We start from the raw sequence: 16,605 nt of genomic DNA on the forward strand, positions 1-16,605 counted from the left end.
TTAGCTGGAAGTAAATATTGGTTAGTAGGGAGTGAAAGTTGTCAGTTGCCAGTCCCCTTTTTTTAATTTTGACTTTTTAATTTTTAATTTTCGAATTACGTCATGACAGCAGAGATTATAACCATAGGCGATGAAATACTGATTGGTCAAATCGTGGATACCAATTCCGCCTGGATTGCCCAACAATTAAACCGTATCGGAATCGCACTGGTGCAAATCACTTCCATTGCAGATCAAGGGGATGCGATTAGGCAAGCGTTAAGTTCGGCTACCTCACGTGCCGATATTATACTATGTACAGGCGGTTTAGGCCCCACAAAGGACGATGTTACCAAGCAAACGTTGGCGACTTATTTTAATACTACCTTGGTTCGCGATGTTGACGTTCTTGCCCATGTCGAATCTATATTTAAGAAGTTCAATAGGCCAATGCTGGAAGTCAATAACAGGCAAGCAGATGTTTTGGCCAACGCCCGGGTTTTGCATAATGAAACGGGCACGGCTCCGGGTATGTGGATTGAGGAGAACGAAAAAATATACATCATTATGCCAGGGGTGCCTACCGAAATGAAGTACCTGATGCAAAACGAGGTGCTACCCAAGTTGCAAGGATTACCTAACCAGTATGCTATTTCCCATCGCTCTATATTAACTGCGGGAATCGGCGAATCTTTTCTTGCGGAGAAATTGCATTCATTTGAAGAAGATTTACCACCACATATCCATTTGGCATACTTACCTAAATTCGGACAGGTGCGTTTACGGCTAACGGGCAGTAGCTTAATAGAGCAGGCTCTCGAAAAAGAAATGGAGGCTTATAGCAGTACACTGATGGAGCTTGTAAAGCCTTATTTCGTTGGAGAAGGCGATGTCTTATTGGAACAACAGCTATTAACGCGTTTAAAAAATCATCAATTAAGCTTATCTACCGCGGAAAGTTGCACCGGTGGCTACTTAAGTCACCTGATTACTAGCCTGCCCGGGAGTAGTGCGGTTTTTAAAGGAGGCGTGGTATCTTATAGCAATGAGTTAAAGGAACAGGTTCTTGGAGTACGGGCTAGCACCTTAGCTGCCTATGGCGCTGTAAGTGAGCAAGTAGCTTTGGAAATGGCGTTAGGAGCTCAAAAAAACTTCAAAACCGATTATAGTATGGCTATTACCGGAATTGCAGGGCCGGACGGTGGAACGGATGATAAGCCGGTTGGGACTGTTTGGATTGCCGTTGCAGGCAAAGAAGGGGCCAAAGCAAAATTATTTAACTTTGGGAAAATACGGTTGCCTAATATTGAACGTTCAGCCGCAAATGCCCTGGTTATGCTTTTTTATCTGCTGAAAGAAGAACTTGTTGACTAGTTATTTGGTTGAGTAGTTAAATAGGTAAGTTGTTGATACCAGTATGATAACCGAACAAAGTGAGTTCATGAACACTTTGGAAATAAGCAGCTAGTGAATAAGCATTGAGACCGGTACCCGCAGCCGGCAGGCAGGTGTCCTGTGCTCGCAACGGCAACTCAGCGCAATGGGAACCGGTGCAACTGATAGTTGATTTCTGAAGCCCAATAGCTTAAAAACAAATAACGAGTAACTAATGGCTGTTTTTAACGAATTTTATTCTGTTCTGTTTTATTTTTTTAGATATTGTTGTAACTTACGACGCTTAATGCAAATTAATTAGATATCACGTTATGGCTAGATATAATTTACTCCTTCCGGCGATGGGCGAAAGTGTGTCTGAAGCAACTATAATAAATTGGGTAAAACAACCTGGTGATATAGTAAATGTCGACGATATCATCGTAGAAATTGCAACAGACAAGGTCGACTCTGAAGTGCCATCACCCGTAGCCGGGAAATTGATTGAGCAGCGCTTTCAACATGACGAAGTGGTTCAAGTTGGAGATGTCCTTGCCGTTTTGGAGATCGAGGGGGATGATGAAGAATCGGCGATGAGTGCAGCCACATTAAATGAGCCTTTGATAGAAGAAAAAATTCCTTCTATTAGCACGGAAATTCCAGGGATGCAGCAATTAGTAACGGATGATCGGGTGAAGGAAGAGGAACCGGTAGGGGATGCGGGCCGTTTTTACTCACCCTTAGTTCGCAATATTGCCCACGAGGAAGGCATACCAACAGACGAACTTGAGCGTATTCAAGGTACGGGATTGGATGGTCGTGTCACTAAGCAAGATTTACTGGATTATCTGGCCAAACGGGCTAGTCAAACTGATCAAGAGGGGCAGGTTTCCGATGAGGGAGTAGGTTCTCCTAATCCGCCCGAGCCTGTGAAAAATATCGAACCGGCAGCGGTGAGCGTTTCGGGAAAGGATGAGATTATTGAAATGGATAGAATGAGGCGGCTTATTGCCGAGCATATGGTTCATAGCGTACAAACAGCTCCGCATGTTTGCTCATTTGTAGAAGCAGACGTTACCAATTTGGTGAATTGGCGAAATAAGATCAAAGATAGTTTTCAACAGAGAGAAAATGAAAAGCTCACTTTTACGCCTATCTTTATCGAAGCTGTCGTAAAAGCAATTAAAGATTTTCCCATGATTAATATTTCGGTGAAAGGTACTCAGATTATTAAAAAGCATGATATCAATATCGGTATGGCGACAGCCCTGCCAAATGGCAACCTGATTGTACCTGTCATTAAAAATGCGAAGGATTTAAGTTTGGTGGGAATCACGAAATCGGTTAATGATCTGGCTTTTCGTGCTAGAAATAATAAATTAAAACCTGACGAGACCCAAGGAGGTACTTTCACCTTAACTAACATAGGTTCTTTCGGAAATGTAATGGGAACGCCTATTATTAATCAGCCACAAGTCGCTATTTTAGCTGTAGGGACGATCACGAAAAAGCCGGCAGTTATTGAAACTGAATTCGGAGATGTCATAGGCATTCGACATATGATGTTTTTATCCTTGTCCTATGATCATCGTGTCGTAGATGGTGCCCTGGGCGGCATGTTTGTACGCCGTGTAGCGGACTATCTGGAGAAATGGGATATGAGTAGAACGGTTTGATTCGTTGCTTGTTACTCGTTGTTGGTTGTTCGTTCTAGCAGGAACAACCAGTAACCAATAACGAGTAACCGGTAATTAACAACTAGTAACGAATAACTAGTAACGAATAACTAGTAACGAATAACTAGTAACGAATAACTAGTAACGAATAACTAGTAACGAATAACTAGTAACGAATAACTAGTAACGAATAACTAGTAACGAATAACTAGTAACGAATAACTAGTAACGAATAACTAAATAAAGCATTAGATTTTTCTAATATTTTATTCATTCCGACAAAATTTTAATAGCTTTGATAATTGATTTGTGCAAACGGACTTAAATTTTATTAGGTTTGTTTGGCTGAAATAGAGACTATGATGTTAAGTTCAATTTTATTATTTCTCAATATAGGTGGATCTGAAATGATGCTGATTTTATTGGTGGCATTGTTTCTGTTTGGAGGTAGAAAACTTCCGGAATTGGCAAGAGGCTTAGGCAGAGGGATTCGAGAGTTTAAAGATGCTTCCGAATCTATCAAAAAAGATATTAACGATCAGATTAATAATTTCGGAAAAGATCTGGATGTTTCGGATACCGGTAGCCAACAGGAAACTACCCGGACGAAGGCGCCAACGGAGCAAGTGGATGATTATAGTGATGGGGGGCATCGTCAACCCGAATACTATGGTAGTCAAACCAATTATTACGGCGGTACCTCTGCCGATCCAAGTCCATCGGGAAATTATAGTCCCATAGCTTCCCCTTCAGAGGATACTTCAGCAAAGCCTGAAGAAAATGAAAATAAAAATAAGGATGAACAAGCATAAAGCCCTACATAAGGGCTTTTTTTATATCCTCTTTCTTTCCACCTCCCTTGCTTCTTAAAGTAAAATACCTCAATTTCGCAGCAGTAAAAAACCGAGCCTAATAAAGGTAAGGTAAAACAAAATATCTATTAATCATGCTAACACACGAACAGCGTATTGCCGGCGATCTGTCTTTAAATGATAGACAGGTGCGGACTACCATTCAACTTTTGGACGAAGGGGCTACCGTTCCGTTTATTTCGCGTTATCGGAAGGAATTGACAGGTAGCTTGGACGAAATACAGGTGGCAGCCATAAGAGATCGAATAGGGCAGCTACGCGATCTTGATAAGAGACGTGAAGCGATTATCAAATCACTTACCGAATTAGGCAAGCTAAGCCCCGAGCTGCAAAGCAAGCTGGAAGAAGCAGAAACGATGGCTGTATTGGAAGATATCTATTTGCCGTACAAGCCAAAACGAAAAACCAGAGCTTCTGTCGCTAGAGAGAAAGGCTTAGAACCATTGGCGGATTGGTTGCTGAAACAGGAACAAAGTAGCGTCGAAGATTTTGCTGCAACTTTTGTTAATGACGAGAAAGGCGTAAGCTCTGTAGAGGAAGCTTTAGCGGGGGCACGTGATATATTGGCGGAAACAATTGCCGAACATGCGGAAACGCGCGCTCAAATGCGTGATTTTTTTATGGAAAACGGCTCTTTTGCTTCTAGAGTAGTGCCCGGTAAGGAGGAAGAGGCCATCAAATATAAAGACTATTACGAGTGGACAGAACCTTTAAAAGCGGCCCCTTCTCATCGCATATTGGCTATGCGACGTGGAGAGAAGGAACAAATGCTGTATTTGGATGTTGAAGTACCGGATGATGAGGCAATCGCGCTTATCGATAATCGTTTCGTTAAGAATGCAAGTCCTGCCGCTTTGCAAATCCGTTTAGCCGTTCAAGATAGCTTTAAGCGTTTGCTTAAACCATCTATGGAAACAGAAGTTCGTTTAATTACCCGCAAGCGAGCAGATGAGGAAGCGATTCGTGTTTTCGCCGAAAACGCCCGCCAATTATTGTTAGCGGCCCCTATGGGAAGTAAACGGACATTAGCTATCGACCCTGGTTTTCGGACGGGTTGTAAAGTCGTCTGCCTGGACGAACAAGGGAAATTGCTTACCAATACTACGGTTTATCCGCATAATGGCACTGCAAAAGAAGCTGAAGCTGCTCACCAAATCCAGCTGCTCGTAAAACAATATCAAATTGAAGCGATTGCTATTGGAAATGGTACGGCTGGTAGGGAGACGGAAGATTTTGTTCGAAAATTGCAAATACCGGATGTGATCGTCGTGATGGTCAATGAAAGCGGAGCGTCCATTTACTCAGCCTCCGAAGTAGCGCGAGAAGAGTTTCCGGATTATGACATTACCGTTAGGGGAGCCGTCTCCATTGGCCGCCGATTGATGGATCCTTTGGCAGAATTAGTGAAAATCGACCCCAAATCAATTGGCGTTGGTCAATACCAACACGACGTTGATCAAAATAAATTACAGGAATCGCTTGCAGATACCGTTATAAGCTGTGTAAATGCGGTTGGAGTGGAACTGAATACCGCTTCAAAGCAAATCTTAGCTTATGTTTCCGGATTAGGTCCGGCACTGGCCCAGAGCATTGTTGAATACCGGAATCAACATGGCGCTTTTAGAAGGCGCGCTGATTTGAAAAAAGTGCCGCGACTGGGTGAAAAAGCCTTCGAACAAGCAGCTGGGTTTTTACGTATCAGAGGAGCAGAGAATCCCTTGGATGCAAGTGCAGTTCACCCCGAACGTTATGCATTGGTAGAAGAGATGGCTAAAGACTTGGGGCATGAGGTGAACAGCTTATTAAAGGACGAGAAGCTGAGGAAAAGTATTCCCCTGAATAAATACGTGTCAGAAGAAGTCGGTCTACCAACGTTGAATGATATTTTAGCTGAGCTTTCTAAACCGGGCCTCGATCCGCGTGAAAAGTTTGAAACGTTCTCCTTTACAGAAGGCGTTAATACGGTAAATGACTTAAAAGTAGGGATGAAACTTCCGGGCATCGTTACCAATATTACCAACTTCGGGGCTTTTGTCGATATCGGTGTGCATCAAGACGGCTTAGTGCATTTAAGTCAAATGGCTAATCGCTTTATCAAGGATCCAAATGAAGTAGTAAAAGTACATCAGCAGGTAGAAGTGACGGTTATCGAAGTGGATGCAAATAGAAATCGGATTTCTTTAAGTATGAAGACCGAAGAAAAAGCACCACAAGCTAAAAAACACGACCGCAAGGGCGTCAAGCCGGAAAAACGTCAGTCGCCTGAAACGGATATGGCTGCTAAGCTAGCTGCACTGAAAAGTAAATTTTCTTAATAATGTTTGGAAAAACCACTACTTTCGTGTTGCATGAACATACAAAGTAGTGGTTTTTTTAAAAACTATAGCAATATCCTTTTATTGCTATTAGGCATCATTATAGGAAGCCTGGTTGGGCTTTTTTCTCCCGACTTTGTTGTTCACCTAAAACCTATCGGTGATATTTTTCTTAACCTACTTTTTACAGCAGTCATTCCGCTTATCTTTTTTGCGATTGCATCGGCCGTGGCGAGTATCGATCAAGGGCAAAAACTCGGACGTATTTTGTCGACCATGATGCTTGTCTTTTTGATGACGATTATCATTGCAGCGGTTTTCACTATCTTTTGTGTCTGGCTGTTCCCCCTAGGCAACCAACTTGCTGATACAACACATGCCAATGTATCCCTCAACAAGGGAGACCAAGAAAGTTGGGGAGAACGCGCCGTTTCTTTTGTGACGGTAAACGAATTTAACCAATTACTTTCGCGTGAGCATATGCTCGCGTTTATCATCTTCTCTTTTTTAGTGGGTATAGCTGCATTGCGATCGGGAGCCCCGGGCGAGCCGTTTCGTCGGTTCCTTTCTTCCGGCAATGAAGTAATGAAAAACCTGTTGGTTTATGTGATGAAATTGGCTCCTGTGGGTTTGGGTGCCTATTTTGCTTATCAAGTAGGTACTGTTGGGCCGCAACTGTTCGGACTGTATGCGAAGCCTATGGCTGTTTATTATGCCGGCGGACTGGTTTATTTCTTCGTTTTCTTTAGCATTTATGCATTTATAGGAGGAGGAGGCCGCGGTATTAAACTTTTCTGGCGGAATAATATTTTGCCATCGCTTACTGCAATTAGCACCTGCAGCAGTATTGCTGTGATTCCACCGAATTTGGATGCAGCCAAACGGATTGGCATACAAGAGCCTGTGGCAAATGTAGTGATACCGCTCGGGGCGTCATTGCATAAAAATGGCTCGTCCATGTCCTCCATTATTAAAATTGCGGTAGCTTTTGCGTTGATGGGTAAGCCTTTTATGGAACCGGGAACTTTATTGTTAGCGATTGGCCTAACGGTTTTGGTCAGCATCGTTGCCGGCGGCATCCCCAATGGCGGATATATTGGAGAGATGCTCATGATTTCAGCCTATCATTTACCGATCGAGGCAGTGCCGGCCGTAATGATTATTGGCACATTAGTTGACCCAATGGCTACCTTGCTGAATGCTACGGGGGATACCGTCGCGGCGATGATCGTAGATCGATGGGTCAAACAATAGGCTGTTGACTTAGGACGATGATACTTACGTCCTATACCTTAGCCCTGTATTAAAATCTGTTCACTTTGTTCATTTTCAGTCTTTTTGTTGTTGCTGGTAGTTTAATCTCTATTTTTAAGTAGACCTAAATGATTTTTGAAGATGGAATTTTCAGAAGATGTGCTTCACTATATCTGGAAGTATCGTTTGTATAAACACATTAACCTAACAACAAAAAGTGGTAAGCCGTTGATTGTTCTATCTCCCGGAATACTCAATAAAAATGCAGGACCCGATTTCGAACATAGTCGATTGATTATCGACAAAACCGAATGGGCCGGCACCATAGAGTTGCATCGAAGATCGTCTGATTGGTATGTGCATCAACACCAACAGGACGGTGCTTATAATAATGTTATTTTGCACGTTGTATACGAACATGATAAAGAAATCAGGCTACCGGATGGCACCATTCCTGAGACTTTGGAATTAAAACCCATTATAAATAATGAACTATTGGCCAAATACAACGCACTCATGCAGAGTAAAGCTTGGATCCCCTGTCAGCAATATATGCCCAACATTGACTCTTTCATAATAGAACAGTGGCTGGAACGATTGCTGACCGAACGTTTGCAAGAAAAATCCGATGATCTGCGTAAACTTTTGATAGAGAAGAAAGACGATTGGGAAGAAGTAACTTATGTTTTATTGGCACGGAACTTTGGTTTCAAAGTGAACGCAATGCCTTTTGAACTTTTAGCAAAAAACACCCCTTATAAGCTTATTAATAAAAACCGGCACCAGCCAAAAATGATTGAAGCACTTTTATTTGGTCAAGCCGGTTTATTAGAAAAAGACCATTTTAATGATCCTTATCCCAATGCTTTAAAACAAAATTATAGCTATTTACAACGTCAGTATTCATTAACTCCCCTTCCTGTTTCTGTATGGAAATTTCTCCGTATGCGGCCTGCTAATTTTCCGACGATTCGCTTAGCTCAATTTGCCGCATGGTGTGCTCGCGAGAAGCACTTATTTTCAAAAATCCTTACATTGAAAAGTGTTGAGCAGTTTCGGTGTCTTTTTCAGGAGTTGCCTATTCACGATTACTGGTGCGAACATTATATCTTCGATAAGATAACCAAGAAGCATAATCCAAGCCTCGGATTGAATTCTGTTGATAATATTATTGTGAACACAGTCGTAACAATTTTGGTCGGCTATGGCAAATATGTTGGAAAAGAGACGTATCTTTACCGAGCAATTGGTTTATTGGAGCAGCTTGCAGGTGAAAGAAATAGTGTCATGAACCAATTTGAAGAGTTAGGACTTCAAGTTAAAACCGCAGCGGTTTCGCAAGCTTTGCTGCAATTGAAGCATAAATACTGCGATCGATATAGATGTTTGGATTGTGGAATCGGGTTACAAGTATTTAAACAAAACAGGACGTTATGATACAGCGCATAATGGTTTTTTTTGAACAACGCTCTTTTGGGGTATGTGCATACCTGGGAGAGAAGTTAGGTGTTTCTATCTCGAAAATTCGCCTTTTCTTTATTTACTCTTCATTTTTAGCCGTGGGATTTCCTATCATCTTTTACTTTCTAGCAGGAGTTGTACTGGATGTGCGCAATTTTGTTAAGCGCATGAGGCATCGGCTGTGGGATTTTTAAAAGACCGTTTTCGTTCCGCTTTTTCCTCTTCTTAGCTTAGTATCTTCGCTATTTCTATATAACCCTTATCAGCGGCTAGGTCAGCTGCCGTTTTTCCAAAGTCGTTTTTGATATCCACCAAAGCACCGTTCTCCAGCAGTAAGATGAGCATTTCAATATTTCCGTTCTGAGCGGCAATATGCAATGGTGTAGTTCTGGCTGCCTGTAATACATTTACCTCTGCGCCGGCTTCCACCAGCATTTTGGCAATGTCATCAAAATTAGCACTTATGGCAGCATGAAGCGGATAAACTTGATAACCGTTTTGCGATGCTAGATTTGGGTCAGCTCCCTTTAAGAGCAAATAACGAACAATTTCTATGTTACCGAAATGCGTAGCCATACCTAAAGCCGTAAAACCGTGTTCGGAAAATGCGTCTAACAAGCCGGGAGATTCCTCCAATAACTCATTTACCACCTCCGTTAAACCGGCGGCAGCAGCTTCCCAGATCGTGATTTCTTGAATATGCTGCAAGATAATTTTTACAATCTGGCTTTTATTGTAATAGCAGGCCAATAGGAGGGGCGATATCTCATGGCTGGTTTTTTGTTGACATAGGGCCGGATTGGTATGCAGTAAATTATCTATAGCTGCAGCGTTTCCTGATTCTATATATTCTTCTAATAGCGTTAGGCTCATCTTGTTCCCCTTAAATTATTCTATTTTGCAAACCTAATATAAAAATCATTATTACAAAACTTCAAAAAGCTAAAATTATTTTCGCTAGAACGTAAGTTTTTGTTTGTGATGTAAATATAATGCGTTATTTTTGTACTGCCTTGCTTAAGGCATGTTTTTCATAGGTAGATGTAGGGTCGGATACTTGTATCCGGCCCTTTTTAAGACTTACACGGATTTTTACCTTACATTCCGATATGTTTAATCGAAAAGGAATTCTGCTTTCAGTCATTGCAAAGTTCATGCTTTTGTACTTTGTACTAGCTGTTGTTCCTTTAGATTTCTATCATCACCACGACTTATCGCTGTCGCCAAAGCCAAAAAGCGCAACTTTTAGGATTAACCATCATACGGAGCACACGGCGAGTCTTTCTTCTTATTGTTTGATATGTAACTTACATATCAATCAAAAGTACGATGTGCCGATATTTAGTTTTAGATTCATACTCTTTGCTAAGTTGACTTATCAGTCATTCGGTCTTATACATTTTTCTCATCAACAGTCCATTCAGGACATTACCTCAAGAGGGCCTCCTTTGCTTACTTAACAGGTGCAATATAAAAGAGTACTTTCTCTATAGGTTAATTTTTTCATTATCATGACTATTGTCATGCATTCCATTTTTATGTATAAGTTCATCACCATGCTGTTTGCATGTTTAATGCTCAGCAGTTATAAAAGTTATTCGACGGAAACAATAGCCGTTGGTGGAAAAGTAATAGATGAGACAAGCAAACAGCCTTTGTCGGGGGCGACTATTACGATTCCCGATTTACGAATTTCTGTGCTCACTGATCAATCCGGTAGGTTCCGTTTACGAAATGTTCCGGCGAGGGGTAGTTTTTTAATAGAGCTTAGATTTGTTGGCTATGAGACGCTTACGCGTGTTATGGACCTTTCTAAAGAAAACGATTGGCAATTTGAGTTAAAGCCAACACTTATAGAAACGCAGGAAGTGGTTGTTACCGGTACCCTTTCTTCCGGTAGCAATAAAAGAAATAGTACAACAGTGAACATCCTCAATAAAGATAAGTTGCTGCTTCCATCGAGCAACATTATCGATGCAATTGCCAAAAGTCCGGGTGTATCGCAGGTAAGCACCGGCCCCTCGATTTCAAAACCGGTCATAAGGGGTTTAAGTTATAATCGCGTAGTGACCATTGACAACGGTATCAAACAGGAAGGACAGCAATGGGGCGATGAACACGGAATCGAGATTGACCAATTCAAAGCAAATCGGGTGGAAGTATTAAAAGGGGCAGCCTCTTTGATTTACGGTTCAGATGCCTTAGGAGGGGTTATTAATCTTTTGGAGCCCATTCCTGTTCCTGAAGGAGAAATAAGTGGAGAATTTCTGACAAACTACTCCACAAACAATGGTCTTGTCGGATCATCAGTTATGTTGACGGGTAATCAGAACGGTTTCGTTTGGAGAGGTAGAGGCACTTATAAAAATGCTTATTCATTTAAAACACCTGTGGGCTATTTTCCCAACTCCGGTTTTAATGAGACAGATTTCAGCGGTATGCTGGGCCTGAATAAGTCGTGGGGATATACCCACCTCAACTTTTCGAGTTTCCGGAATAATATAGGTTTTTATGAGCCTGCGTTCGATTCAGAAGGTAATTATGTGGGCGAAGAAGGAAACCGCTTCTTTCATGACGACTTTAAGAGTAGGACTTTACAGTATCCTAAACAAGATATTCGCCATTACAAAATATCACTGAATAATAACTTACTCATCGGAACAGGTAACCTAAAACTGAATCTAGGTTTTCAACGAAACCAACGACGGGAGTTAGAGGACGGGCCCGACCCTTCCCTTTATTTTAATTTGGACACCTATACCGGTGACGCGCGCTATTATATTGGGCAGAAAAATGGTTGGGAACCGGTTTTTGGCTTCAGTACGGAAATTGGACATAGCGAAAACCGAGGGGAGGAATTTTTAATCCCTGCTTATGACACGTATGGCGTAGGAACCTTTGCCTATATTAAAAAGAACTGGGAAAATAGTACTTTTAATGTAGGCGTTCGTTACGATTTCCGTAAAAATATAGGAAAGCCGTTAGAGCAGGATGGAGAATCGCTGTTTCAACGTTTCAGTAATCAATTTTCTAATGTGAGCGGAGCCATCGGCTTTACGCATCAATTTACAGAGAGACTCAATTTCAAAGCCAATGCGGGTTCTGCTTTTAGAGCGCCTAATCCAGCCGAATTGGGATCAAATGGCGAACATGAGGGCACTTTCCGTTACGAAATTGGAAATCCGGATTTGCAACCGGAGAGGAGCTACCAGGTAGACGCAGAATTATCTTACGACGGGGATTTTGTGAATGCCAGCGCCACGCTATACAATAATTATATACACGACTTTATTTATGCTGCCCACCATGGCGAATTCATTGATAATTTGCCTGTTTATCAATATGGACAGGTCAATGCTAATTTGTATGGAGCGGAAGCAAGTTTGATCTTGCATCCCGTTCATTTCATCCATTTTGAGAATACTTTTGGCTATACACATGCGCAGAATACAAGCATGAACAGGCCCTTGCCATTTATTCCCGCTGGAGTATTGCGAAATGAGTTACGATATGAACCGGAGATTAAGCATTTGCAGGAACCTTTTCTTTCGGTTGGCATGGCTAACTATTTTGCACAGAATCGCGTAGATGAAGAGTTTGAGACACCTACAGCAGGTTATACCTTGGTAAATGCAAGTGTAGGAGCCACCTTTTTTGCCGGAAAGCAGCCAATCAAATTTTATGTATCGGCTAATAATTTGCTGAATAAGAGGTATTATGATGCTTTAAGCAGGTATAAACCAGGGCGATTAGATCAAAGTGATTTGAACTTAGGTGTTTATAATCCGGGCAGAAATATTACATTTGGCGTGTATCTGCCTTTTGTGCTTAAACGTAGTAATTAACGATCAAATGGATAGATGGGATAGAAGGAGCTCGAGAGCTTTATACGAGCTCCTTCTATGAAAATCAATTAATGATCGTGCCCCACAGCATGAAGCTCAAACGTCAATTTTAACACATCCTCTCCGGCAAATCTGCTAGCATAATCGTCATGATTCCAGTCAATGCGTTCAATCTTTCCTTTAGTTGTATTGTCTGAGAGTTTTCGCAGTACATAAGATACATCGGTATCTGCGCCTTCATTCGCTTCGCCCAAAGTAAAATAGGCAAGAATACCGGTTGTTTCGTATTTACCGTTTACCTTGGTGCCGTCACCGTACGTTTGTTCCCTTGGTTGAAAAAGTGCCCCATTTTCGGCCTCACCCGTTTCCGGATTTAAGGTGAAATTACCACCGACTATAAAAGCTTTGTAAAAGTCGGCTACTGTTTTGCTTGTAAGAAATTCCTCCTGTACTTCCTTGCCTTCGCGATTATAGGCATAAAGTTGCAAACGATAGACTTTGTGGGGGTCTAAATGAATATGGCCACTTTTGGCAACACCAAACTGATCAAACTCGATGGCAACACTATCTTTTTCCCCGGTGATTTCTGCGAGATCATGAAAGTGATCACCATGAGCATGTCCACTAACTTCAATGAAATCCAGACGAGCGGATACAATCGCGTTGGGATCTTCCGGAATCACGGGGTCATCATCTTTACTACAGGCATTGAAAATAAGTGCAAAGGCGACGAGCAAATACGATAAGTTTCTTAATTTGTTCATAAATTGTTTTTTTATTTTAAAATATTAGTGAAAAAGAAATATAGAGTGCATAAAATAGCCCTCCCTTTAAAAAGGGCTATCTTGTTTTCAATCTTTTTAGTTCAACCGGTTTATTTACTCATGGTCGTGTCCTTCATCCACCGGATGCAATTCAAAGCTCTTATTGAAATCGTCCGATCCACCCGCTTCACGATAGTTGGGACTGTTCCAGCTTTGTGCGGCAGGCTGCGACTTGTCCAAGCCATGTCGCAAAACAAGTTGCAAATCAAAGCCCTCTGATGCCTTGTTAACCGTGAAAACACCTTTAAATCCTACTCGGTTATCAGTGTAGGTATAGTCGAGCACGTCAGCGGGTGCTCCGAGGAAAAACCACTGATGTTCATTTTCGCCGAATTCAGCCGTTGTATTTTGCCCATTTTTGAACATGGCAATATCCAATTGGTATTGCTCGCCGGCATGTAGATGCACATGTGACGGGTAAGGCCGGTCGCTACCTCTTATAAAACGTACCTGCAGGGTGTCGCCTTCGGCATGGAATTCATCATCATGATAATGGCCCTCGGTAAATGTTAAGATCGTGCCATCATATTCTTCCTGGTCTATTTCCGGAACAGGATCGTCTTTCGAACAGGAACTGAAAGAAACCGCTGCTAAACTTACAGCAGCAATCATAAAATAGTTACGTAAAATGTACATGTTTGTAGAGATTAAAAATTAAAAATTAAAAAATGTAGTTTAGCTTCAAGGTGACATTCCGTCCCATATCATGTGCGTAGTACCGAAATCGGTTCATGTATTCTTTGTATTCCTTATTGAGCAAATTGTTTATACCTAGTTGAAAATTCAAACCCTGTTGGTTGAAGCGAAAGCCAAGGCCTCCCATTACATTCAATAAACCATAAGCAGGAGGTGGCGGTGCAAAATCAGTATTTGGTTCGTACCGACTTTGCCGAGTCACAAATTGATGTTGCACTTGTATAAATGTATTATTGAGATGTCGCTTTTGGCGGGATTTCGTCCATCGCAGGGCATTTTCTACTCGGTCAGAAGGTATCCAGGGTAAATAGTTCTTCCGACGAGTGTCTTTTGCTCTGACAAGCGAGCCCTTGATTGTATAGCGGAAGTTTTCGGTCAACTGATAGCTGCCAGTTAAATCAAGCCCCCAAAAGAGGGCATTCGTTTGTTTGTAGTGAAAAACAGGGAAAGCCCCTCTTAAGCTCTCCCAAAATTCGCCGGTAGACTGTAAGTAGATGTAATTTTTTATATAATGGGCATAAGCGTCTAATTCAAGATCAAAGTCTGGTAATTGAAATTTTACGGCATTCATCCATTTTAAACCCTGTTCACTCTTGAATTGATCGTTGCCAATTTCAACCGCTGCAGTTCCATGATGTAATCCATAGCTAAACAGTTCACTTACCGATGGTGGCCGCCAGGCTAGGCCGATATTGGATTGTACATCTAGGCTCTTATGAGCATGCCAGGTAGCTCCCAGTGAGCCTGAAAAATTATGGAAGGTTCGCGTACCGGCGTAGTAGATTGAGTCTAGACGATAACCCGCCGCATCGAAATATTTGTAATCATAGCGTATGCCCGCTTCTATTTCGTACGTTGGCTTTACCCACCTTTCTATTATAAATAGCCCTGCATTATAACTATCATAATTCGGAATCAAGGGGGTGGCAAAAGTGCCCGGGATGTTGTTGTTTACTTGCATCGCCAGATTAACACCGATAATACTTCGCAAGCCGTTTTCTTTTAGGTGGTCGTAGGTGATATCCAAATTCTGAGAAGTAAGTTCCAGATCGAGCGACGGAATGCCCGTGCGTCCGCCTCGCCGAATGTCGTACTCTTTACGCAAGTTCCTTTGCAATCCATATTGGATGTCCATTTGGGCACCGTTTGTGAAATCCCGGTGGGCTTTTAGCTTCAGTAGGTCGTGCTTAATCTCTTGCCGCGGAGCCTCTATGGTGTGCGAGAAAGGATAGGTAATGAACGGTTTGCCATTTTCAATACGCGATTGCAGATCTTCCACGCTTCCTATATGTGAACCGTTGAAAATACCTAATTCTGTCTCGAAATGACTATAATAAGCCTCGAACTGTGCCGAACTTGTCTTATATCCTAGAGACGCTGAATAGTTAATTTCTTTAACACCGGTATTATTAAGATAATAATCAGCCGATTTGATGTCACCAAGTCTCTTAAAACTACCCTGTGCGCGCCAGCTAAAGCCCGGTATTTTTTTTAGACCACCATTTAACATAGCCGATGTGATGCCACCGCGACCGTTACTTTGTCCTACCACATCAATTTCTCCATGAATTTCCGGATTTATCGGTAAGGTTGGAGGCTCAACAATGATAACGCCTCCAATAGCCTCTGCACCATAACGAACTGATTCGGCTCCCTTGATAACGCGGATATTCTTGGCAACAAAAGGATCTATTTCGGGTGCATGCTCATTTCCCCATTGCTGTCCCTCTTGCCTGATGCCGTTATTAAGCATCAGGATGCGGTTGCTATGCATCCCATGGATAACGGGTTTGGCTATCGTAGCTCCGGTTTGCAACATAGTCACACCTGGGATCTCCTTGAGCACTTCCGCAAGCACACCGCCTTTGCTTTCCCTTAACTGCTGCTGAGTAAGCGAATTTACGACGGATGTAGTTTTCAGGTTGTTTTGGTGCCCAACAACCTCGACGTCGTGGAGTACTATGTCACCATGCTTTAAGGCGATGTGAAGGGTTTCATTCTTTGTTATGTTCAGCGTCCTACTTGTCTCTTCAAAGCCTAAGCTTTCGAAGCTAAGTGTATAGGTGCCTTCACAAAGCGAAGAAAGCCTATAAAAGCCATGACCATCGGTCTTTACGGTTCTATTGGCCGGCATGATGCGAACCGTAGCGCCAGCAAGTGGTAATTGTGTGTCCGAATCGATGAGACGTCCGTTAATCATAAAATTGCAATCATTGTTTTGCGCGTAGCCTACATGACTACATAAAAGCAAAAGCAACCAGGTAAACTGCTTTTTAATAAACATGAATATGAAAGGTTTTAGCTTGTTT

General features: G+C 42.1%; 12 protein-coding genes. 8 read left to right on the plus strand and 4 right to left on the minus strand.

Annotated features, from left to right (window positions below; all coding sequences use genetic code 11):
• The first annotated feature begins 102 nt into the window (after positions 1 to 102).
• From ACH11B_RS13590 to ACH11B_RS13620, 7 genes are all read left to right on the plus strand, one after another.
• Positions 103 to 1,353: a competence/damage-inducible protein A gene (locus tag ACH11B_RS13590; RefSeq protein ID WP_377612209.1), complete on the plus strand. Its 1,251-nt coding sequence runs from the start codon at positions 103 to 105 to the stop codon at positions 1,351 to 1,353.
• Positions 1,354 to 1,685: 332 nt separating this feature from the next.
• Positions 1,686 to 3,029, plus strand: a complete 1,344-nt coding sequence (locus ACH11B_RS13595; RefSeq protein WP_377612207.1) for a dihydrolipoamide acetyltransferase family protein — start codon at positions 1,686 to 1,688, stop codon at positions 3,027 to 3,029.
• 359 nt (positions 3,030 to 3,388) lie between these two features.
• On the plus strand, positions 3,389 to 3,841 hold the full coding sequence (locus ACH11B_RS13600) for a twin-arginine translocase TatA/TatE family subunit (protein WP_041387339.1): 453 nt from the start codon (positions 3,389 to 3,391) through the stop codon (positions 3,839 to 3,841).
• 134 nt (positions 3,842 to 3,975) lie between these two features.
• Positions 3,976 to 6,216, plus strand: coding sequence for a Tex family protein (locus ACH11B_RS13605; protein ID WP_013665813.1), 2,241 nt, complete (start codon positions 3,976 to 3,978; stop codon positions 6,214 to 6,216).
• Positions 6,217 to 6,249: 33 nt separating this feature from the next.
• Positions 6,250 to 7,470, plus strand: a complete 1,221-nt coding sequence (locus ACH11B_RS13610; protein ID WP_130857047.1) for a dicarboxylate/amino acid:cation symporter — start codon at positions 6,250 to 6,252, stop codon at positions 7,468 to 7,470.
• A gap of 141 nt (positions 7,471 to 7,611) precedes the next feature.
• The gene (locus ACH11B_RS13615) at positions 7,612 to 8,907 is read left to right on the plus strand and encodes a DUF2851 family protein (protein WP_377612204.1); all 1,296 of its coding nucleotides are present in this window, start codon (positions 7,612 to 7,614) and stop codon (positions 8,905 to 8,907) included.
• Entirely contained in the window at positions 8,904 to 9,125 is a 222-nt protein-coding gene (locus ACH11B_RS13620; RefSeq protein WP_013665816.1) for a PspC domain-containing protein, read from the plus strand. Before ACH11B_RS13615 ends, ACH11B_RS13620 begins: the two co-directional genes overlap by 4 nt.
• Before the next feature lie 31 nt (positions 9,126 to 9,156).
• Here ACH11B_RS13620 and ACH11B_RS13625 read toward each other — a convergent pair whose 3' ends face one another.
• Entirely contained in the window at positions 9,157 to 9,804 is a 648-nt protein-coding gene (locus tag ACH11B_RS13625) for an ankyrin repeat domain-containing protein (RefSeq protein ID WP_013665817.1), read from the minus strand.
• Positions 9,805 to 10,469: 665 nt separating this feature from the next.
• Here ACH11B_RS13625 and ACH11B_RS13630 point away from each other — a divergent pair.
• The gene (locus ACH11B_RS13630; RefSeq protein ID WP_404274030.1) at positions 10,470 to 12,776 is read left to right on the plus strand and encodes a TonB-dependent receptor; all 2,307 of its coding nucleotides are present in this window, start codon (positions 10,470 to 10,472) and stop codon (positions 12,774 to 12,776) included.
• A 68-nt stretch (positions 12,777 to 12,844) separates the two neighbouring features.
• On the opposite strand, the gene ACH11B_RS13635 is transcribed toward ACH11B_RS13630, so the two are convergent.
• From ACH11B_RS13635 to ACH11B_RS13645, 3 genes are all read right to left on the minus strand, one after another.
• Positions 12,845 to 13,540 carry a hypothetical protein gene (locus tag ACH11B_RS13635; RefSeq protein WP_130857051.1) on the minus strand — a complete coding sequence of 232 codons (696 nt, stop codon included), beginning with the start codon at positions 13,538 to 13,540 and terminating at the stop codon, positions 12,845 to 12,847.
• A 114-nt stretch (positions 13,541 to 13,654) separates the two neighbouring features.
• The gene (locus tag ACH11B_RS13640) at positions 13,655 to 14,236 is read right to left on the minus strand and encodes a hypothetical protein (RefSeq protein ID WP_130857053.1); all 582 of its coding nucleotides are present in this window, start codon (positions 14,234 to 14,236) and stop codon (positions 13,655 to 13,657) included.
• A gap of 25 nt (positions 14,237 to 14,261) precedes the next feature.
• On the minus strand, positions 14,262 to 16,580 hold the full coding sequence (locus tag ACH11B_RS13645) for a TonB-dependent receptor (RefSeq protein ID WP_377612200.1): 2,319 nt from the start codon (positions 16,578 to 16,580) through the stop codon (positions 14,262 to 14,264).
• Positions 16,581 to 16,605 lie beyond the last annotated feature (25 nt).

The organism is Olivibacter sp. EAT-5, from assembly GCF_044784325.1.
In the GTDB taxonomy this organism is placed as follows: domain Bacteria; phylum Bacteroidota; class Bacteroidia; order Sphingobacteriales; family Sphingobacteriaceae; genus Olivibacter; species Olivibacter oleidegradans.

Bases quoted from the DNA above. Each gene is read 5' to 3' on its own strand.
- ACH11B_RS13595 (WP_377612207.1), top strand. From the start codon at position 1,686: ATGGCTAGATATAATTTACTCCTTCCGGCGATGGGCGAAAGTGTGTCT.
- ACH11B_RS13635 (WP_130857051.1), bottom strand. From the start codon at position 13,540: ATGAACAAATTAAGAAACTTATCGTATTTGCTCGTCGCCTTTGCACTT.
- ACH11B_RS13625 (WP_013665817.1), bottom strand. From the start codon at position 9,804: ATGAGCCTAACGCTATTAGAAGAATATATAGAATCAGGAAACGCTGCA.
- ACH11B_RS13610 (WP_130857047.1), top strand. From the start codon at position 6,250: ATGAACATACAAAGTAGTGGTTTTTTTAAAAACTATAGCAATATCCTT.
- ACH11B_RS13590 (WP_377612209.1), top strand. From the start codon at position 103: ATGACAGCAGAGATTATAACCATAGGCGATGAAATACTGATTGGTCAA.
- ACH11B_RS13620 (WP_013665816.1), top strand. From the start codon at position 8,904: ATGATACAGCGCATAATGGTTTTTTTTGAACAACGCTCTTTTGGGGTA.
- ACH11B_RS13600 (WP_041387339.1), top strand. From the start codon at position 3,389: ATGATGTTAAGTTCAATTTTATTATTTCTCAATATAGGTGGATCTGAA.
- ACH11B_RS13645 (WP_377612200.1), bottom strand. From the start codon at position 16,580: ATGTTTATTAAAAAGCAGTTTACCTGGTTGCTTTTGCTTTTATGTAGT.
- ACH11B_RS13605 (WP_013665813.1), top strand. From the start codon at position 3,976: ATGCTAACACACGAACAGCGTATTGCCGGCGATCTGTCTTTAAATGAT.
- ACH11B_RS13640 (WP_130857053.1), bottom strand. From the start codon at position 14,236: ATGTACATTTTACGTAACTATTTTATGATTGCTGCTGTAAGTTTAGCA.
- ACH11B_RS13615 (WP_377612204.1), top strand. From the start codon at position 7,612: ATGGAATTTTCAGAAGATGTGCTTCACTATATCTGGAAGTATCGTTTG.
- ACH11B_RS13630 (WP_404274030.1), top strand. From the start codon at position 10,470: ATGTATAAGTTCATCACCATGCTGTTTGCATGTTTAATGCTCAGCAGT.